Raw genomic sequence first — 20,213 nt, 5'->3', positions numbered from 1 at the left:
AATTTGCACGGTGCTCGCGGTTCCTGCTCAGGCTTCCCGGTACAGACAAAACGGGGGCACGAGAATGCAAACCTAGGTATGATCATTCTCGCGACCAGAAACGATAAAAGTCGGCCCCGGAACGGGGCTTGATGAGGAATGACATGGCGGCCAGCGGTGGTCCAAAGCAGGGTGGTTTGAAGACAATCAGCAGCCGGAGAGGGCAATTCGTGCTCGCGGCGGCCGTCGTTGCGTCGGTGCTGATTTTCCTGGTGGATGCGTTGAGCCCGATCGATGGCGCCGTCGCGGTGCTGTACACGGGCGTGGTGCTGACGCTTGCGCCGCTCGGCCGCAGGTTCGTGATTGCCAGCGGCTGTATCGCGGCCGTGCTCACGACAATCGCATTCCTTGCGGGTCACGCCGACGACCCCTTGGGAGGAGCCCTGCTGCGCTACGTCGTAAGTCTCGTCGCGATCGCGATCACCGTACTGCTGTCGCTCAGGGACAGGTCGGCGAGAACCACCTTGGCCGAGCAGGCAAGGATCCTCGAGCTCTCGCACGACACCGTTGTCGTTCGGGACCGATCGGACATTATCCTGTATTGGAACGAAGGAGCCGAGAGGCTCTACGGCTGGACGCGCGGCGAGGCGCTGGGCAAGCGCTGCAGCGACTTGCTCGAGTCGATCGTTCCGACAGATGAAATCAGCGCCTCTCTTGCGCAGAATGGAACCTGGTCGGGAGAAATCATCCGAACGCGGCGAGATGGCACACGGCTCATTCTCGCTAGTCGCTGGCTCGAGCGACGCGATCCGGACGGTCGGGCCGTCGGCATCATCGAAACCAGCGCCGACCTGACCGAGAGCCGCCGCGCCCTGGCCGAAAGACGGAGCTCCGAGCAACGTTACAGCACCATCTTCAACTCGGCGGGTTTCGCCGCCTTGGAATGCGACTTGAGCAAGGCCATGCGGCTGATTCTGGACAGCAAAGGGCCGGGCCAGGACTGCAAATCATGGCTATTGTCGAATCCGCAGATCCTGCGTGCAGCCGCAAACCAGATCGGGATTTACAACGCCAACAGCGCGGCGCTCGCAATGTTCGAGGCCGATACGGTCGCTGATCTGACCGACGGCAACGTGGTTCTCGGACAATTGCCGGATTCCGAACCGGCCATCGCGCATATCTTCGCTTCATTCGCCGCCGGTTCTTCTTTCGCGGAGATCGAGACGCGGTGCGCCACCCTGCACGGGCGCATCATCGATGCGGTGCTGCGTGTGTCCGTCCTGCCGGACGGACAGGACTGGTCCAGGGTGCTGCTCATGGCCTTCGATGTCACCGAGCGAAACGAAGCTCGCGCGAAGATCGAGCAGACTTCCGTCGAACTCGCTCACGCCGGGCGCGTGGCCCTGCTGGGCCAGCTTGCGGGTTCGATCGTGCACGAGGTCAACCAGCCGCTTGCGGCCATCATCAACTACGGCAAGTCGGGCAAACGCTGGCTTACCCGGCCCGATCCCGACCTCACGGAAGTGACCGACTGTCTGGACAAGGTCGTCTCGAACGGCAACCGGGCCGCGGAGGTGGTCGGAAGGGTGCGCGCGCTCGCCAAGAAGACCGCGCCGCAGGCGAGCTCGGTCGATATGGGCGCCTTAGTACAGGATGCCGTTTCCCTGCTGGCACGGGAGGCGCGCGCTGCGGCGGCGACCATCCGCGTCGAGGAAGCCAATATCAGGGGTCCCATCGTTTGCGACCGCGTGCAGGTGCAGCAGGTCATCGTGAACCTGTTGATGAACGCGCTCCATGCGACCAGGGGAATCCCCGACCGCCCGCATGAGATTCGCGTCAAGATCGACGGCAGTGCCGAGAATTTCATCAAAGTGGCTGTCGAGGACAGCGGTACCGGGATCGAGGGCAACCCCGAGCGCATCTTTGAACCGTTCTTTACCACCAAGTCCGATGGAATGGGTCTTGGACTGTCGATTTGCAGGACGATCATAGAAGGGCAGGGAGGGCGCGTTTCGGCGTCCAACAATCACGGATGGGGAGCGACCGTGGGCTTCACGCTGCCATTGAACATCCCGGCGGAGGCGCGCTGGTCGAAACCTAATATCTTGATATGATGGGAAAACGGACAGAATCCGGTCATACCGACCAAAACACCGGGCGATTTGCCCGGGAGGAGCTGTCTAGTGCCACAGGGATCCACGATCTGCATCGTTGACGATGACGACGACGTGCGGGAAAGCATATCGAGCTTCTTTCGCTCGGTAGGCCTGCGCGTGGAGAGTTTTGGCGCGGCCGAAAACTTCCTGGAGTCGTCCTCCGTCGCGAATGTCGACTGCGTCATCACGGACTTGCACATGCCGGGCATGGATGGCCTCGGCCTGCACAGGGAACTGCGGCGCCGGGGCGTAGGCGTCCCCGTGATCGTCATGACCGCCTATTCGACGCCGGAGGCGCGCGCCGAGGCAAAGAGCCTCGGGGCCGCGGCTTTTGTTGACAAGCCCGTCGATCCCGAGATTCTGCTCCACGACGTGGAAGCAATCCTGGGCGACTCTTCGCAAGGACCTCCCCCGACATTTCAATGACCCGGTCCTGGACAGCATGAGTGCATCACAGAGCTCGATCAGCACCGCCCTCATCTGCGTCGTCGACGACGACACCGACGTGCGCAACTCGCTCAGCAGCCTGCTGCGCGCCGTCGGCTACTCGGTCGAGACGTTCGCCGGGCCGGGCGAGTTCCTGGCATCCGATGCCATCAACTCCGCGTCCTGCCTGATCCTGGACATTCGGTTGGGCGAGGCCGATGGGCTCGAATTCCAGGAGGAGCTGGTTGAGAGCGATGCTTCCATTCCGGTGATCCTGATCAGCGGATACGGCGACATCCCGATGACCGTCCGCGCCATGAAGGCCGGCGCGGTCAATTTCCTTCCAAAGCCGTTCGAAGAGGAGGCGCTTCTCGCGGCTGTCGAAGAGGCCGTCTCCCGCGACCGGCGACGGCGCGCGGACGCGCGGCGGGACGAAAGCGTCCGGCTGCGCTACGAATCTCTGACGCCCCGGGAACGGGAAGTCATGGGTCTTGTCACAGCAGGACTGATGAACAAGCAGGTCGCCTGGCGCCTGTCACTGAGCGAAATCACGGTGAAAATTCATCGCGGCAACATGATGCGCAAGATGCAGGCCAAATCGCTCGCCGAACTCGTGCGAATGGCCGATGTGCTTGGCGTTCGACAGGCGCCGACCAATCAGCAGCCTGCCCGCGATGATTAGGCGCGCCCGTCTTCGATCCGCGAGCCGTCTTTGCTCTAAATGTTGATGCGAACCTGATTTGCGTCCAGTCTTCTGAGAACGCGATCGTATTGCCGTTGCAGGACCGCCTTCGAGCCGCACTCCGAATCGAGAGAAACCAAACTGCTTCGGCTTGCGAGCGAATTCAGGGGAGCTTGATGAACGTGGCGTAGCGCAGCGTCGTCCCTGTTCTCGATTCCAAACGAGTGCGACGACGTCGGCAGCCACGAGACCAGGAGAACCGCGAGGCGTCTGAGAATGAAATTTTTCAATCGACGGTTCATGGTTTCCACGCTCCCGATCGCCGGGTCACTGCAATGCTTCGATGCTGTGTTTTACGAAGGGTGCGGGGTATCGTCGATTATACTGGTTGGTTAAGTCGCACAGTCCTCGCGGCGTGCGCGGTCAACACCAAGGTTTGTGTCCGGCGCCGCAGCTTTGCTAATTCTCTTTGAGAGCCGCGATGAAAGGGCAGATGCGTAGGGTGGGCAAAGCGAAGCGTGCCCACCACCACGAGCAGAGCACTGAATGGTGGGCACGCTTCGCTTTGCCCACCCTACGGGTCGGCATCATCGCTACGGTCTCGTCAGAGCGGCCGAAATTCCCCGACGGTTCGCTCGTCAGCGCCAAATCTCCTGTACAACGGCAGCAGCGTCTCTGCGGGCCTGCTTTCCCTCCACTTCAAGGGCGTTTGTCCCACGATGCGCTTGAAGACGGTGGTGAAGTGCGCTTGGGTGCTGAACCCGACACTCAGTGCGATGTCGACGATCGATTTGTCGGTCGTTCGCAGCATGTCCTGCGCAGCCGAGACACGCTGCTTCAGCAGATATTGATGCGGCGTCAGTCCCGTTGCGCGGAAGAACAGTGCGGCAAAATGCATCCGGCTCAGCCGGGCTGCCCCGGCCATGTCTGCCAACGTCACTTTCTCATCGAGATGCTCGGCGACGTACTCGACGACGCGCTTGAGCCGCCACTTTGACAACCCGCCGTCCCGATTGGTCTGCACAGGCGACGTCGGTCTGGTATCGGCGCTGATCATCCTGGCCACAGTGACGAGCCTGATGGCGTCCGCGTAGATTCCTCCGAACTCCGACTGATCCCGCTCTGCCGCGGCCAGCGCTTCGGAGAGCCTGCGCACCACTGGATCCTGCTCCATTCGCGCTTTCGGCATCTCCCGGATTGCCTTGCTCACGCTGTCGAAGCTCAGTGCCGCCTCCACATCGCTTCCCGCTCCCACGATATGAAGGGCGCGCTCGGTCTCTGGCGCCGTATGTTTTCCGTTGGTCGGCACAACGCGTACAGAAACGCCGAGATGCTTGAGATCGATGCCAATGACCGGGGCATCCGGCCGCGCTGCACGCTCTTGCGATTGCTGGACTGCAGTTGTCGAGCGGTTGTCCAAGAGTTCGGCTGCGGACATCAATCGCTCTCTGAGGAACTGGGCGGGATGGCACGACATATTTGGCCTCCTGAAATCTCAAGCTCGACTGGCGTCGACTATCGGATGCCTATCAATATGGACCGCTTTGCCTCACGATGGTGTCATACATTGGTATGGATCGTGAGAAGTAACGAATACGTCGTCGGCGAGGTCTTCACGAAGGCCTGACGGACGTCGGCGCCGCAGCCATCACTTGCAATGCAGTCAATACAGTCATTGAAAAATTCGAGCGGTGATGTCGTACAGAGTATTTTAGCAAAACGCTCGTCGACGAACGCCGCAATCACCGGCGCGCCCTTCGAGTTGTCGCGACAGCGGAAGGCCGGGCTTCAGCGAATCATGACTTCGCTCAACGGGAGCCAACCAAACCCAACCAGGGCTTGGCGGCTTTGAACGATTCTAAGATCATGGAGTGGAGCGGACCGGAGACACCGTAAGCGTGAGCTCGCCGGAAAGATCGCGCTTCTCTCGCGGAAATCGTGTCCTGGTTCAACGCGACCACAACTTTGTGATGAGCTGCGCCGGCACTGTCGCGCTCAACGATATTTGATGCCTGATGCGCTCGCTGAAATGTGTGCTGTGGCGGGGAATACTGTGCTCTATACCCCGCCGCCAGGGGGCGTCGGGAGAGACGCAAATGAATTTGAACGCCGCAATTGCCGCGGCTAACCGCAATGGTCGGCCCGAACGCAGTGAAGGAGGCGGAGTGGGCGGAAACGGATCCGATCAGCCCGCACGGTCCGATCAAAACCCGAGTGCGGAACGCGGCCAGCCGACGTGCCTCGTGGTCGAGGACGACCGCACGATGCGGCACCTCGTGATGAACTATCTCGAGGAGCACGACATCCGTGCGCTGTCTGCGTCGGGGCGGGACGAAGTGACTGGCCTGCTGGTCACGCGAGAACCCAATCTCGTCATCCTCGACCTGCGGCTCGGCCAGGAAGACGGTCTCGATCTGCTGCGCGAAATCCGTTCGCATTCGGACGTGCCGGTGATCATCACCACCGGCCATCGCCGCGACGAGATCGATCGCGTGGTCGGCCTGGAGCTTGGCGCTGACGATTACATCACGAAGCCATTTGGTCTGAGGGAGCTCTTGGCGCGGATCCGCGCGGTGCTGCGGCGACGGGAGACCGGACAGACCGCGCCGCGCGATCCGGAGAAAGGCCGCTATCGATTCGGCGGCTGGCAACTCGATCGCCGTAGCCGGCGTCTTTCCGATCCGGCCGGCACGCAGGTCGCGTTGACGAAGGGCGAATACGCGCTGCTGGTTGCCTTCCTCGATGCGCCGCAACGGCCGCTCTCGCGCGAGCAGCTTCTGCAGGCCACCCGTGTGCACGAGGATGTCTTCGACCGCAGCATCGACGTGCAGGTGTTGCGTCTGCGTCGCAAGCTGGAAAGCGATCCGAGCACGCCGAGGGTGATCCTGACCGAACGCGGCGTCGGCTATGTGTTCGCGCTGTCGGTCGAGCGGCTCTGACGATGGCGAACCGCGCCGTGCGGCGGATGGTCGCAAGTGCTGGTTCGAGCTACCTGAGTTTCGCGCCCGCAGGCGCGGCGGGTTCCATTACAACCGTAGCTCTTAACTCCGGGGCTGGAACGCTGTCGCAACATGCAGGCGGCAATCTCTCAAGGGTGAAAAATCCTCGGGAGATGTCAATGAAGTTGGACAGGAAAAAATTGCCGGCCAGCCGATGGCCGACCGACCGCCGCACCAGCGCCGCCCGCCGATACACGATGCGCCCGTTGATGATGCAGGCCACTCCGGCCAGCGAGCGGCCCTCCGCGAACGATGCATTGTGGTGGCCGTCGAGGCTGATGCTGAAAGTCGTCGGAACCTTCGCCGTCTGCAGCGACGTCGCATTCCACAGCGTCATTCTCTCGGTGATGTCCTGGACGGTTGCGCAGGTGCTCGAGGGTTGCGCCGCCTATGCGCAAGGCATGTACCCTTACGTGCTGGAACCCGACGAGCCGCGCGGCCACCATCCGCCTGTCGCGTTAGAATTGCGAAGCCTCGAAAGCCGCGGCGATGCCGAGAATAGCAACATCGCATATCTGGAAAGCCGCGGGAATGGTCGGCAATGATGCGGTTACGGTCGCTGGCCGGATATTGGAGCCGAGCGAATCTTGCGGCTGCGCATGCGCCCGCCGTGGCGGGAATGCTGCGCGCGCGCCGCTGGCCGCCATGGGCTTGCGCAGTGCTCCTCTTGATTGCCACCGGCGCAGCCACGCAAACCATTCCGACCGCTCCAGCTTCGCGCCCAATTCCCATCGCCGATCAGGAACCGATCACGCCCATTCCGGAGCCTCCCGCGGCCGATCCGTTCAAGCTTGCCCTCGGAGAACGGCTGTTTGCGGACACCCGCCTGTCAAAAGACGGGAAGCTGGCGTGCTCCTCTTGTCATGACATTAATACCAATGGCGCCAGCCGCGATGCCGCGATGGTGCGACATGACGGTTCAAATGCTCCATTTGATACGCTGACGATCTTCAACTCGGCGCTCAGCTTCCGCCTGAACTGGGAAGGCAATTACCGCACGCTCGAGGCGCAGGCCGAATCGTCCCTGGAGAATCCGGCCAACATGGCCACCAGCGTGGAAGACGTCGTCGCCAGGCTGAACGCCGATCCCGAGATCGTGCGACAGTTTCGCGCCGCCTACGGCCGCGCGCCGGACCGGTCGAGCCTCCTCGACGCACTGGCGACCTTTGAAAAATCACTGATCACGCCGGGAAGCCGCTTTGATCGCTGGCTCGCCGGAGACACGTCCGCATTATCGTCCGCGGAGCTTCGCGGTTACGAGATATTCAAGTCGTTTGGCTGCATCTCCTGCCACCAGGGAGTCAATGTCGGCGGCAATCTGTTCCAGCGCCAGGGGATATTCCGTCCGCTGGTCCATGCGAAGCCCGACGTCGTCCGCGTGCCGAGCCTGCGCAATGTGGCGACGACGGCGCCGTATTTTCATGACGGCAGCGCCGCCACGCTCCAGGAAGCGGTGCGCCGGATGGCGGCAGCGCAGCTCGACCGTAGCTTGTCGGATGACCAAGTCTCCGCGCTTGTCGCATTCCTGCAGACGCTGACCGGAAACTACCGTGGCATGCCCGTCAAGGGAGCGTCGCCATGACGCCGATTCGCGCCCTGACGATCGTATTCGCGCTCGTCCTGCTGCTGACCTGGCTGTCGCTGCGCGCGATCAATCCGGAGGCCGAGAGGTTCGATCGCGCGCTCGCCGAGCTCGATCGTTTTGCGATGCTGGATGCCGCGCTCTATCGCGACGTCTTCACCGCGCGCACCGGCGCGCTGCGCAACTACGATCCGCTGGTCCGCGAGATCAATGCGCTGCACAAATCGCTCGACCGCTTGCGGCAGTCGGCGGCAATCGACGCCGATACGAGCGAGGCGGTGGGCCGCCTCGAGGCGTCGCTGGCGCGGCAGGAGGAGCTCGTCGAACGATTCAAGAGCGACAATGCGCTCCTGCACAATTCGCTGGCGTTCTTCGAGCGCTTCAGCCTTCACGCGACGGCGGCCGATCTCGGGCCTTCGATCAGCGCCGCCGCGGCGGCGATGCTGCAACTGACCCTCGACACGTCGGACAGCGCAGTGCGCGAGGTCAAGGAGCGACTGGACAGACTTGCCGATCAGGCGCGCCCGTTCGACGGCGATGTCATCGGGCCATTGCTGGCGCATGGACGGCTGCTGCAGGGCCTGTTGCCCGCGGTTGATGGCGTGCTGAAGGAGATGCGGGCGATCCAGCCGAGGCTCGAGCAGGAACAGCTCCGCAGCCTGCTCCTTGTGCGGCAAAACGAGTCGAGAACGATGGCCCGGGAGTTTCGCTGGCTGCTCTACGTGACATCACTGCTCCTTGTCGCGTTCCTGGTCCACCTCGGCCTTCGCGTGCGTTCGCATGCCAAGGCACTTGAACGGCGCGCCACGTTTGAGCACGTGATCGCGGGCATTTCGATGCGCTTCATCGACGTGCTGCCGGAGAACCTTGATGGCGAGATCGAACGGGCGCTCGCCGATTTGATGCTGTGCACCAACTGCGACCGCACCTATGTGGTGTGGTCCGGGGCGACCCCCCGGCTGTACGGCTGGTCGAGGGCGGGCAAGGACTTTCCACCCGGCTGGCCGGAAGGCGCGCCGGCACTTGCGGCTCGGTTCGCGCCGGTCGTGGATGGCGTGGTTCATATCCCAAACGTCAATTCGTTGCCGATCGGCCAGGACAGAAAAGCTCTGGCGGATGTTGGCCTCGGTGCATGGGCCTGCGTGACGGGCGTCGACCAGGAGGGCACCAGCGTTGCGCTGGGGTTCGACACGATCGGTCGCCCATGCCGGGTCACTGATGCCGTCGAACTCAGTCTCCTGCGCATGGCGCTCGATATCATCATGTACGCGGTTGGGCGGCACGCGATGGAACGGGAGCGATGGCGCCTTGAGGAGCGCCTGCAGCAGGCGCGCCGCATGGAGCGGATCGGCACGTTCACCAGCGGCATCGCGCATAACTTCAACAACATCCTGGGCGGGATCCTCGGCCACTCCGAAGTGATCGAGGAGCATCTCGGCCAAAACAACCGCTTCGCGCAGAACCTCCGTGCGATCCGCCGCGGCGCAGAGCGGGCGCGCGACCTGGTCGAGCAGATCCTCCTGTTCGGACGGCACCGCGATACGCGCCGCCGGCCGCTCAGCGCGCATAACCTCGTGACGGAGGCGGTTTCGCTGCTGAATGTCTCGCTGCCGGCCAACGTCGATCTCGCGATTCGCGAGCCGCTGGCCACCGCCATCGTGTCCGGCGAGCCTGCGCAGTTGCAGCAGGTGATCCTCAACCTCTGCAATAATGCCGCGCAGGCGATCGGCGATCATGGCCGTGTCGAAATAGCGATGGATATCCGTGAAATCACCGAGGTCCGTTCGCTCAGTCACGACACGCTTCAACCAGGCCGCTATGTCTGTATCGTGGTCACCGATACCGGCCGCGGCATGGACGAGGCGACACTGGCGCGCATCTTCGAGCCGTTTTTCACCACGCGTTCCTCCGGAAACGGCCTGGGGCTGGCGACGGTCCGCGAGATCGTCCATGAGCATGGCGGGGCGATGAACGTGCAGAGCGTGCCCGGCAAGGGCAGCCGCTTCGAGGTTTGGCTGCCTTGCGTGGCGATGGCGGCGCCGATCTCGGACATCAAGCCGGCGATGCTGCCGGTGGGAAGGGGCGAGACCGTGCTGATGGTCACCAGCGATCAGGCGCGATTGCTGCGAGACGAGGAAACGCTGGCGGCGATCGGCTACGAGCCGGTCGGATTCGGTACGGCCGCCGCGGCGTGCGACGCTTGCCGCGCCAAGCCCGACCGGTTCGATGCGGCGATCGTCGGTTATTTCGGATCGGCGGCCGCGTCGGTGGAAGCGGCGGCGGCGCTGCACGCGGCCGCGCCGCATCTTCCGATCGTGTTGGCGGCGAGATCGACCGAAGAAATCGGAGCCGACACTCTGGTGACCGCCGGCATCAGCGACGTCGTGCATTGGCCGCTTGTCACGTCGGAAATCGCGGCTGCGCTCAGCAACTGCTCGGCACGCAAGGAGCCGGAAGCAAAACCGCAGGTCCGCTCGTTACGCGCGTCGCATGCCGAACCCACGGACCCGATCGCTGGCTCGCCATCGCTGTCGTCGCGGCTGCGGCGTCCGATCGGCTCGCGGCGGCAGCCCCACGCCAAGTCCTAGAGCATGATCCGGAAAAGTGTGAAGCGGCTTTCCGAAAAGATCATGCTCAAACGAGGAGCTGAAGCGGATGACGACTCGAAGAAACGTGATCCCGCTTTAGCCGCGTTTTCTTTGCCGTGCTTCATGATGCCGTAGCGCTTCGACAATCACTTTGAATGCAGCCGAGTTCTGCCGGGACGTCGGGTAATAGATATAGTAGCCATGGAATTTCGGCGACCAGTCGTCAAGCACGATGACCAGCTCTCCTGACCGGACGTGCTGTGCAACCATGTCTTCGGGGAGATAGGCGATGCCGAAACCTTTCACGGCGGCGTCGATCATCGCGCGCGAGTCGTTGAACGTCACTTGCCCCTCGACGCGCACGCGGAGGTCAGGACCATTCTTGGCGAATTCCCACACATAGTGACCGCCTGCCGCCTCACGCCGCTTGATGCAGACGTGTTTTACGAGGTCTTGCGGGTGCTTGGGTTTGGGATGCTCTTTCAGATAAGCGGGCGAAGCGACCGCGACAAGCCGCCAATCCGGGCCTATGCGCACCGCGATCATGTCTTTTTCCACGCTCTCACCGAGGCGGATGCCCGCGTCGAAGCCGTCTTCGACGATGTTGCGAAACGCTGTGTCGAGATTGAACTCGACCTTGATGTCGGGATATTTTTTTAGCACTGGCGACAGCTTCGGCCAGACGGCCTTTTCCAGCGCATGGTCCGAGAGCGTAATCCGGATGGTGCCAGATGGCTTGTCGCGCAGGGACATCAGCGCCGCGATGTCGCGCTCGATTTCCTCGATGCGCGGCGCAAGCGATTGCTCAAGACGCGCGCCCGCTTCGGTCAGGCTGACGCTGCGGGTCGTGCGCGTGAGAAGCCGCAGGCCCAGATGCGATTCGAGGCGCTTGATCGTATGGCTGAGCGTTGACTGCACGACGCCGAGTTTCGCTGCGGCCTTGGTAAAGCTGCGCTCGCGGGCGACGGCCACGAAGGCCAGTAAGTCATTGAAATCTTGGCTTGCCATGCCCGCCAGTATTCATGGCCCGCGTCGATTAATGCAAGCGAATTATGCCGGCTAATCGAAGGCCGCTCGGGGCTCTATGTCTTGCCGTGAACAGCGCCTGCTTGGCGCTTCTCGACATATGGGTGCCCGATGGAAGTCACGACCGATCAAAAGGCAACGCAACCAATGGTCGCATGGAGCGCTGTCTTCGCGCTCACGCTTTGCGCCTCGACGCTTGTTGCATCCGAATGGATGCCTGTGAGCCTGCTCACGCCGATGGCGGATAGCCTGCATTTGACGGAGGGACAGGCTGGGCAAGCCATTTCCGTGTCCGGCATCTTCGCCATCCTGACCAGTCTTTTCATCTCAGCCGCGACGCGCGGTATCGACCGGCGATCCATTTTGCTGTGGCTGACCGGCCTCATGCTGGTCTCCGGCGTCGTTGTTGCCGTCGCGCCCACTTACACGGTCTTCATGGTCGGACGCGCGCTCGTCGGCATGGCCATCGGAGGTTTTTGGTCGATGTCCGCCGCAACGATGATCCGCATCGTGCCGGGCAAGGATGTGCCGCGCGCACTTGCGGTTCTCAATGGCGGCAATGCCCTTGCGACGACGATTGCCGCGCCTCTTGGCAGCTTCCTTGGTCAGTACATCGGCTGGCGTGGCGCATTCTTTTGCGTCGTACCGATTGCAGCGCTGACCCTGCTTTGGCAGTTCGTCACACTGCCCAAGATGCCGAGCCAAGAGCGAGCTGGCGCGGCAGCGGCATTCAAAGTCCTGCGCCGCTCCGAAGTACCCTACGGCATGCTCGCAGCCGCGCTGTTCTTCCTCGGGCAGTTCGCACTCTTCACGTATTTGCGGCCATTCTTCGAAACGGTGACGCGCGTCGACGTCACGACCATTTCGGCCCTTCTGCTTGTGATGGGCGTTGCGGGTCTTGTCGGCACGTCACTGATCGGATTTGTCATCCGCGCGCGCCTTTACGCTTCCCTCGTGTTCATGCCGTTCGCGATGGCCGCGATTGCCATCGCACTGACAGCATTTGGTTCCTCACTTAGCGCGACGGCGGCGCTGATGTTCCTGTGGGGCTTCATCGGCACGGCGGCACCCGTTGGCTGGTGGACTTGGCTCAGCAAGGCTTTGCCTGATGACGCGGAAGCAGGCGGAGGTCTGATGGTCGCGGTGGTTCAGCTCGCTATCACAACGGGTGCTGCGGGCGGCGGCGTGCTTTTCGATAGCAGCGGCTATCGGGCCACTTTTCTGTTCAGCGCCGTCATCCTCGCCCTCTCGTCGTTCGTGATTTTGGTCGGAGCGCTTCGTCGCAAGGCGAAGGCCGACTCGCAGTGCGCAGCTTGTGTGCCAGCAAGCCCGGCTGCGTGAGGCGGCGTCTTCGCGGGAGATCGACATGAGCCGTGATAAGCACTGGCGCGGCGCGTCTCCGAAGACGGCGATGTCCCATATCGCGATTCGGAAGGCACTCAATGGCAGCCCGGTCGAGTGGATGGAAAAGGTAACGGACGAACAGTACGGCGACCGTGCCGCAAAAGGAGAACAACAATGAAAGCAACTGTCCTCTACACGGCCTAGCCTTCCAGCATATCGCGGACCAGCGGCACCACCTTGCGGCCGTAGAGCTCGATGCTGCGCATCAGCCTGTCGTGCGGTAGTGGGCCCGCCGAGTATTTGAGCTGGAAGCGCGCGATGCCGAGCGCCTTGACGGTGGCGGCGATCTTTCGTGCGACCGTCTCCGGCGAACCGACATAGAGCGAACCATGCTCGGCCTCGCGCACGAACTCGTCGCGGCCCATCGGCGGCCAGCCGCGCTCCCCGCCAATGCGGTCGCGCATGGTCTTGTAGTCGGCGAACAGCTCCTCGCGCGCCTGCTCGTCGCTATCGGCGACATAGCCCGGCGAATGCACGCCGATCGGCTTGGCCGGGCGGCCGAGCTGCTTGAAGGCGCGGTGGTAGAGTTCGACATAGGGCGCGAACCGCTTCGGATCGCCGCCGATGATGGCGAGCATCAGCGGCAGGTCATAGCGCGCGGCGCGCACCACGGACTCCGGGCTGCCGCCGACGCCGATCCAGGTTTTCAGCCGGCCGTGCTCGATCGGCGGAAACACGCGCTGGTTGTTCAGCGGGGCGCGCAACTTGCCCTGCCAGGTCACCGGCTCCTGCTTCAACAATTCGACGAACAGGTCGAGCTTCTCCTCGAACAGCGCTTCGTACTGGCTGAGGTCGAATCCGAACAGCGGAAAGGACTCGGTGAACGAGCCGCGGCCGAGGATCACCTCGGCGCGGCCGTTCGATGCCGCATCGACGGTCGCAAAGCGCTGGAAGACGCGGATCGGATCGTCCGAGCTCAGCACCGTCACGGCGGAGCCGAGCCGGATCTGCCTGGTGCGCGCCGCGAGCGCCGCCAGCACCACTTCGGGCGCGGAGATCGCGAAGTCGGCGCGATGGTGCTCGCCGAGGCCGATGAAATCGATCCCGAGCTCGTCGGCCAGGACCGCTTCGTCAATGACGTTGCGGATCACCTGCGCATGCGGCAGCGGCGCGCCGGCACCGTCACGGGTGACGTCGCCAAAGGTATCGAGCCCGAATTCCAGCGATGTGGTCATTTGTCATATCCGGTTGGGCGCGGCTTAGCGCAGCGCGCCGAAAGCGTCCAATCTACGAAAGGGGGAGGGCCGGCCCGGACGGGCAGGCGTCAGTTGGCTTCACCGCGACATAATGACTGGGCAGTATCTGGCAAGGCCAGGCCGCGAAACGCTTGGTTTCCTGCATTTTGCCTGACCGTCACTGCCCGAGGCGCCGCCTGGGGGCAGGAACCCGACCTGCGCTGGGGCGTTTCAACCGACCGGTGGGAGTCGATGAACGTTCGGATGGAAAAGGTGCAATCGGCCGCGACAATATTGCTGCCCCGCAGCTCATCCGTGCTCGTTCCGGGCGACACCATCTGGAGAAAGTGCGACGCTGGTCGTGTCGCCGTCCTGAACGACGCTGCGGAGTATTTTGGCGCCTTGCGCGAGGCGCTGCTGCGCGCCGAGCGGCAGGTCTTCATCATCGGGTGGGATATCCACTCCGAGACGCCGCTTGTCGGGCCATCCGCGATGGCCGATGATGGCTTGCCGGATACGCTTGGTCCATTCCTCAAGACCCTGGTCGAGCGGAGGGATGCTCTCGACATCAACATCCTGATCTGGGATTTCGCAGCCCTCTATGCGCGCGAGCGCGAGCGCCATTCGGCAAAGAAATTAGCCAGCCCCACCAACCGGATTCGAGTCTGCCTGGATTCGAGCCTGCCGCTCGGCTCGGCGCAGCACCAGAAATTCGTCGTGATCGACAATTCGCTCGCTTTCGTCGGCGGGCTCGACCTCACGATCCGGCGCTGGGACACATCCGAACATGCGCTGCATCATTCCTTCCGCAGGGATCCGGCCGGTGTTGCCTATCCTCCCTTTCACGACGTGCAGTGCATGGTGGATGGCGGTGCGGCGAGAGCGCTCGGCGAACTCGCGTTCAAGCGGTGGAAGGCTGCGGGCTGCGGCACGATGCCGAGCACGATCAGCGGTGCGGAGCGATGGCCGGGCTCGGTCGCGCCGCAAGCCGAAAACATTCCGCTCGGCATTGCGCGAACAGAGCTCGGAACGAGCGTCTCACCGCCGGTGCACGAGGTCGAGCGGCTGTTCTACGCATCGATCGCCGCGGCAAGGAAGCTGATCTACATCGAAAACCAGTTCACCAGCTCAGCCGAGATCGCCGAGGCGCTCGCAAGCCGGATGCGCGAGGTACCGGACCTGCGCGTCCTGATCGTCACCCCCAAGCGGCATGCGTCATGGCTGGAGTCGCGGACCATGCAAGGCGGTCGCGGCGACTTTGTCGGTCCGTTTCATCGCGCCGGAGTCGCCTCGCGCGTTCGCATGCTGTACCCGTTGTCACGAGACGGCGACGATGCTGTTCCCGTCATGGTTCACAGCAAGCTGATGACGGTCGATGACGAATTCCTGCGGATCGGCTCGTCCAATATCAACAACCGCTCGATGGGGGCGGATACCGAATGCGACCTGTGTTTCGAGGCCGGCGATGACGAGCATCGCCGGTTCATTCGCAATGTCCGCCATCGCCTGCTCGCGCATCACTGCGGCCTGAGCGAAAGCACGATCGAGGCCAACGAAGAGTGCCTGCTTGAATTCCTCGATGCTCATGCGGCATCTCGCTCCGAGAAGGTGCTGCTTCCCGTGGATCTGGAGGATGCCCGCTTTGGTCCCTTCACCGAGATCCTGCAGCCGATCGCCGATCCGAAGGAGCCGCTCGATCTGCAGCGCGCGGCGGACCGGACGTGGACGGCAAGGACCATGGCGGTTGTCCTGGGGATCATCGCGTCGCTTGCGCTGCTGACGCTGGCCTGGCGCTACACGTTCCTGAGCAGCTATACGGATGTCGGTTACGTGGCGGGGTTGATCGGAAAATACGCGCAATCGCCGCTCGGCCCTCCGGCTGCCGTTCTTGCGTTCGTCGTCGGCGGTCTCGTGATCTTCCCCGTTGTCGTCCTGATCGCCGCGACCGCGGCCGCGCTTGGGCCTATAAAGGGGTTTGTCGCGGCTTCCGTCGGCGTGCTGTCGAGCGCCACCTTGCTGTTCTTCATCGGGCGCTTTCTCGGTCAAGAGCGTCTGCAATCGATGCTGGGACGCCGCGCCTTGCGTGTCCAGGAACGGATCATTGGCAAAGGCGTGCTCGCGATCGCGATGATCCGGATGGTGCCGGTGGCGCCATTTTCCGTGGTCAATATGCTGGCCGGCGCCAGCCGTCTCAGGCTGACCGATTTCCTGATCGGAACCGCGCTCGGAATGGCGCCGGGGATCATCGCGATGGCCGCGCTCGGTGCACAGATCGCCGACTTTGCAAGGCATGCCTCCTGGTGGGGCGCGCTGCAGCTCGGATTGATCATCGCGATCTGGCTCCCGCTCTGCCTGGCAGCGCAGTTCGTCGTCACCTGGTTTGCCGGGCGGCGCAGATGACCGACGTGATCCGGGTCATGACGTGGAACGTGCACGGCACGTTCAACCTCAACAGCAGGTTCGACCTGGATGGCGTCTGCTCGATCCTGCGAAAATGGTCGCCCGACATCGTGGCCCTGCAGGAGATCGATTCGCGTGGTGCGACCGAGGATCCCTTCCAGCGGCTCGTCGGCGTCGTCGGCGCGCACCGGGTGGAAGCGCGTTCGATCATCACCGAGGATGGCGATTATGGCCAGGTTCTGCTGAGCCGCTATCCCTTCATCGGCACGCCCGTCATCACCGACGTGTCCTACCAGGAGCGCGAGCCGCGGCGCGCGATCTCTGCGATGGTCGATACGCCCCTCGGGCACGTGTCGGTCGTTGCGACGCATCTTGGATTGAGCATTCATGAGAGGCATGCCCAGGCGCTGGCGTTGGCCGATCTTGCCAAGGCGCCGCGAACCATCGTGCTCGGCGATTTCAACGATTGGTTCTGGGTGAAATCGGTGCGGCGCGTGCTGGTCCGATGTTGTCCGGTGCGGACGCGCCTGCGAACCTTTCCGTCGCGCCTGCCGATTCTGCGTCTCGATCGCATCTATGTCGATCGTGACGGCGACATCCTCAAAGCCTGGACCGATCGTGAGGCGAGAGCCTATTCGGATCATCTTCCCGTGGTGGCGGACATCGTGTTTGGTGGATAGGGACGATTCCGCGCGTTCCCTTCACCTCTCCCGCTTGCGGGAGAGGTCGCTGCGCTCTTTGCGCAGCGGGTGAGGGCTCTCTCCACACGGGGAGTGTCGATCGCGGAGACACCCTCTCCCGCAAGCGGGAGAGGGAGAACGCCTTCAGTGCGCGCCGCCGGGGGCGGCGCCGCCCTTCGGCTTGCCGGTCAGGAGGATCGCAATGCCGGCGAGCACCAGCACGAAGCCGAGCACGGCGAACGTGTCGCTATATCCCATCACCAGCGCCTGGCGCTTGACGGTGTTGCCGAGCGCGATGATGGCCTGATGTCGCGCGGCGGCCGGGTCGGCCATGCCGTGGGCCGTGAAGTAGTTGGTCATCTCGGCGATGCGCTCGCGCACCACGTCACGGCCGAGGTCGACCGACTGGCCGATGATGTTGGAGTGGAACTGCTCGCGCTTGGTGGCGATGGTCGCAAGCAGCGCGGTGCCGATCGCGCCGCCGAGATTGCGCATCATGTTGGAGATGCCGGAGGCCGCCGCGGCGTCCTGCGGCGCGACGCTGCCGAGGCTCACGGCGCTGAGCGGCGCCAGCATCAAGGCCTGCCCGATGGCGCGAATGATGTTGGGAACGAAGAGCTGGTCGCCGGCATAGTTGAGCGACATCTGCGTGTTCATGAAGCAGCTTGCGGCGAACAGCGCCATCCCGACGGCGGCGATGTAGCGGGCGTCGAAGCGCTGCATGAGTCTCGGTACCAGCGGGATCAAGATGAGCTGCGGCAATCCGGTCCAGGCCAGCACCTGGCCGATCTGCTCGGCGTTGTAGAGCTGCACCTGGCCGAGATAGGCCGGCAACAGATAGACCGAACCGAACAGCGCAAAGCCGACGAACACCGCCGATATCGTGCCGAAGCCGAAGCTGCGCTGCGTCAGCAGCCGCAGCCGGATCAGCGGCTTCTCGACGACGAGCTCGATGATCACGAACAGCGACAGGCTGACCGCGGCGACGATGGCAAGCTTGACGATGAAGGGCGAGCCGAACCAGTCGTCCTTGTTGCCTTCCTCCAGCACCGTCTGCAGCGCGGAGAGGCCGATCGCCATGGTCGCGATGCCAAGCCAGTCGCCCTCGCGCAGCAGGCCGAGCTGCATCGGCTGCCGCTCCAGCGTGAAATAGAGCATGGTCACCATGACCGCGGTCGGCACCACGTTGACGAAGAAGATGGTCTGCCAGCCGTAATTCTCGGTGAGATAGCCGCCGATGGTCGGGCCGATCGCCGGCGCAAAGGTCACGGCGATCGAGAACATCGCCAAGCCGATCGGCTGCTGCACCTTGGGCAATTTGGTGAACACCAGCGTGAACGCCATCGGGATCAGGACGCCGCCGAAAAAGCCCTGCAACGCGCGCATCGCGATCATCGACGGCAGGTCGTGGGTGAAGGCACAGGCGACGGAGAAGATCGCAAACAGTGTCGCATGGCCGATCATGATGTTGCGGAACGAGAACACGCGGCTGAGATAGTCGGTGAGCGGGATCACCACGATCTCGCCGATCAGGTACGACGTCGAGATCCAGGAGCCGTTGTCGACCCCGGTGCCGATGCCGCCCTCGATATTGAGCAGCGACGCGTTGGTGATCTGGATGTTGAGGATCGCCATGAAGGCGCCGATCATCGCGGCGAGCACGGAGACCCACACTGTGGCGCTGGCCCGGTCCGGATTGGCGGGGACCGCGCGAGGCGCGGGTCCTGTGGCTGTGAGGGTGAGGTCCGTCATGGCATCACCTCTGGGCGATCGAAGTGGCCGGCTTCGGCGCGGCGGCCGGATGTTGCGCAGCATCTTCGTGGGACTGCGTATCGATCGTCGGGATCACCGACATACCCGGGCGCAGTTCGACGGGCGTCGCGTCGAACACGATCTTCACGGGGATGCGCTGCACCACCTTGGTGAAATTGCCAGTGGCGTTGTCAGGCGGCAGCAGTGCGAATTCCTGGCCGCTGGCCGGCGCGAGTGAATCGACGTGGCCATGTACGATCTGGCCCGGGAACATGTCGACGGAGATGTCCGCCTTCTGTCCCTTGCGGACGAAGGTCAACTGGGTCTCCTTGAAGTTCGCCACCACATAGGCGCCGCTCGCCGGCACCAGCGACATCAATTGCGTGCCGGCCTGCACGAACTGACCGACGCGCAGCGTGCGGTTGCCGACCACGCCGTCGATCGGCGCTGATATCGTGGTGTAGCCGAGGTTCAGCTCGGCCTGCTGCTCGATCGCCTCGTCGCGGGCGACCGTCGCCACCGCTTGCGAGATCTCCGCCTTCAGCAACTCGACCTGCTTGCGCGCGGAGGCGAGGTTGGCGATGTCGCGCTGCACCGCGGCCTGCGCGCTGGCGTAGCGCGATTGCGCCTGTTGGGCGTTCTGCACGCTGCCATAGCCTGTGGTGGCGAGGTCGGTGTAGCGCTTGTTCTCCTGCGCGGCGAAGGTCTGCGTCGCGGTGTCGACGTCGAGCGTCGCCTTCGCGGCCTCGATCACCGCCTGCTGCACATCGAGCTGTGCACGCTTGCTGGCAACTGCAGCCCGGGCGGCTTCGACGTCGGCCCTGGCCTGGTTCAGCGCCACCTTGAAATCGCGCTCGTCGATTCGCGCCAGCACTTGGCCGGCCTTCACGCGCTCATTGTCGCCGACCAGCACCGCGCTGAGATAGCCGGAGACTTTCGGCGCGATTGTGGTGTTGTCGGCTTTGACATAGGCGTCATCGGTCGAGACGAGGAAGCGGCCGACGGTCCAGTAGTCCCAGCCATACCAGGCGGCGCCCGACAGCGCGGCGATGGCGACGCCGGCGAGAGCGATCCGCCGCAGCTTGCCTTTAATCGATGCCGACGCAGTTGGGGCGGGGACGACCGGCTCTGGCGTCGGCGCCAGCCGCTGCACCTCGGCGGCCGATAGCGGGCGTTCGACCTCTAGCGTCGGGGAATGCTGGTTCATGATGGCCCTCCAGACTTTCTATCCCCTTGCTAAAACTGGATAATTTCCATCTCTCAGGCGTGGGGCCAATTAGGAAACTTGATATTTTCCAAAATAGGCGCCACATTGGGTCTGTCAATGGAATGACAGGCGTCATATTAAAGCATGGCTCGGGTGG

At 63.3% G+C, this 20,213-nt stretch carries 15 protein-coding genes and 1 pseudogene; 11 read left to right on the top strand and 5 right to left on the bottom strand.

From position 1 onward, the window contains the following. Positions 1–143: 143 nt before the first annotated feature. From ACVJGD_RS14645 to ACVJGD_RS14635, 3 genes are all read left to right on the top strand, one after another. Complete coding sequence (locus ACVJGD_RS14645) at positions 144–2,093, top strand: PAS domain-containing sensor histidine kinase (protein ID WP_456635001.1); 1,950 nt, start codon at positions 144–146, stop codon at positions 2,091–2,093. Positions 2,094–2,162: 69 nt separating this feature from the next. Beyond that, complete coding sequence (locus ACVJGD_RS14640; protein WP_027579025.1) at positions 2,163–2,561, top strand: response regulator transcription factor; 399 nt, start codon at positions 2,163–2,165, stop codon at positions 2,559–2,561. 16 nt (positions 2,562–2,577) lie between these two features. Then, positions 2,578–3,243 carry a response regulator transcription factor gene (locus ACVJGD_RS14635; RefSeq protein WP_456635000.1) on the top strand — a complete coding sequence of 222 codons (666 nt, stop codon included), beginning with the start codon at positions 2,578–2,580 and terminating at the stop codon, positions 3,241–3,243. 604 nt (positions 3,244–3,847) lie between these two features. Here ACVJGD_RS14635 and ACVJGD_RS14630 read toward each other — a convergent pair. Then, positions 3,848–4,681, bottom strand: coding sequence for a helix-turn-helix domain-containing protein (locus ACVJGD_RS14630; RefSeq protein WP_456634999.1), 834 nt, complete (start codon positions 4,679–4,681; stop codon positions 3,848–3,850). 727 nt (positions 4,682–5,408) lie between these two features. Here ACVJGD_RS14630 and ACVJGD_RS14625 point away from each other — a divergent pair. The 4 genes from ACVJGD_RS14625 to ACVJGD_RS14610 are packed head-to-tail and all read left to right on the top strand — an operon-like array spanning position 5,409 to position 10,412. Beyond that, positions 5,409–6,182: a response regulator gene (locus ACVJGD_RS14625; RefSeq protein WP_456634998.1), complete on the top strand. Its 774-nt coding sequence runs from the start codon at positions 5,409–5,411 to the stop codon at positions 6,180–6,182. Positions 6,183–6,184: 2 nt separating this feature from the next. Further along, the gene (locus ACVJGD_RS14620) at positions 6,185–6,787 is read left to right on the top strand and encodes a hypothetical protein (RefSeq protein WP_456634997.1); all 603 of its coding nucleotides are present in this window, start codon (positions 6,185–6,187) and stop codon (positions 6,785–6,787) included. Further along, positions 6,784–7,824 (top strand): cytochrome-c peroxidase, encoded by a 1,041-nt coding sequence (locus tag ACVJGD_RS14615; RefSeq protein ID WP_456634996.1) that lies wholly within the window; start codon positions 6,784–6,786, stop codon positions 7,822–7,824. Before ACVJGD_RS14620 ends, ACVJGD_RS14615 begins: the two co-directional genes overlap by 4 nt. Further along, on the top strand, positions 7,821–10,412 hold the full coding sequence (locus ACVJGD_RS14610) for a two-component system VirA-like sensor kinase (protein ID WP_456634995.1): 2,592 nt from the start codon (positions 7,821–7,823) through the stop codon (positions 10,410–10,412). The genes ACVJGD_RS14615 and ACVJGD_RS14610 overlap by 4 nt, the downstream gene beginning before the upstream one ends. Positions 10,413–10,508: 96 nt before the next feature. Here the strand turns inward: ACVJGD_RS14610 and ACVJGD_RS14605 are convergent, their stop codons facing one another. Then, entirely contained in the window at positions 10,509–11,420 is a 912-nt protein-coding gene (locus ACVJGD_RS14605; protein ID WP_456634994.1) for a LysR family transcriptional regulator, read from the bottom strand. Between the two features lie 129 nt (positions 11,421–11,549). Here ACVJGD_RS14605 and ACVJGD_RS14600 point away from each other — a divergent pair, with 129 nt between their 5' ends. Further along, on the top strand, positions 11,550–12,779 hold the full coding sequence (locus ACVJGD_RS14600) for an MFS transporter (protein WP_456634993.1): 1,230 nt from the start codon (positions 11,550–11,552) through the stop codon (positions 12,777–12,779). Between the two features lie 34 nt (positions 12,780–12,813). Then, positions 12,814–12,960 (top strand): annotated as a pseudogene (locus tag ACVJGD_RS14595) ((R)-mandelonitrile lyase); the annotation flags it as partial. Positions 12,961–12,982: 22 nt separating this feature from the next. Here ACVJGD_RS14595 and ACVJGD_RS14590 read toward each other — a convergent pair. Further along, positions 12,983–14,017 carry an LLM class flavin-dependent oxidoreductase gene (locus ACVJGD_RS14590; RefSeq protein ID WP_456634992.1) on the bottom strand — a complete coding sequence of 345 codons (1,035 nt, stop codon included), beginning with the start codon at positions 14,015–14,017 and terminating at the stop codon, positions 12,983–12,985. A gap of 252 nt (positions 14,018–14,269) precedes the next feature. Between ACVJGD_RS14590 and ACVJGD_RS14585 the strand changes: the two genes are divergently transcribed. Both ACVJGD_RS14585 and ACVJGD_RS14580 read left to right on the top strand, forming a co-directional pair. Then, positions 14,270–16,417, top strand: a complete 2,148-nt coding sequence (locus ACVJGD_RS14585; protein WP_456634991.1) for a VTT domain-containing protein — start codon at positions 14,270–14,272, stop codon at positions 16,415–16,417. Then, positions 16,414–17,097, top strand: a complete 684-nt coding sequence (locus tag ACVJGD_RS14580; protein WP_456634990.1) for an endonuclease/exonuclease/phosphatase family protein — start codon at positions 16,414–16,416, stop codon at positions 17,095–17,097. Before ACVJGD_RS14585 ends, ACVJGD_RS14580 begins: the two co-directional genes overlap by 4 nt. A gap of 144 nt (positions 17,098–17,241) precedes the next feature. On the opposite strand, the gene ACVJGD_RS14575 is transcribed toward ACVJGD_RS14580, so the two are convergent. Then, a complete protein-coding gene (locus ACVJGD_RS14575) occupies positions 17,242–18,849 on the bottom strand; it encodes a DHA2 family efflux MFS transporter permease subunit (protein ID WP_456634989.1) in 1,608 nt (535 codons plus the stop codon). Between the two features lie 4 nt (positions 18,850–18,853). Next, positions 18,854–20,056 carry an HlyD family secretion protein gene (locus tag ACVJGD_RS14570; RefSeq protein ID WP_456634988.1) on the bottom strand — a complete coding sequence of 401 codons (1,203 nt, stop codon included), beginning with the start codon at positions 20,054–20,056 and terminating at the stop codon, positions 18,854–18,856. Positions 20,057–20,213: the final 157 nt, after the last annotated feature.

It is taken from the genome of Bradyrhizobium sp. USDA 10063, assembly GCF_054063735.1.
Note: the sequence above shows the minus strand (reverse complement) of the source record. Positions and strands in the feature narration are given on the sequence as shown.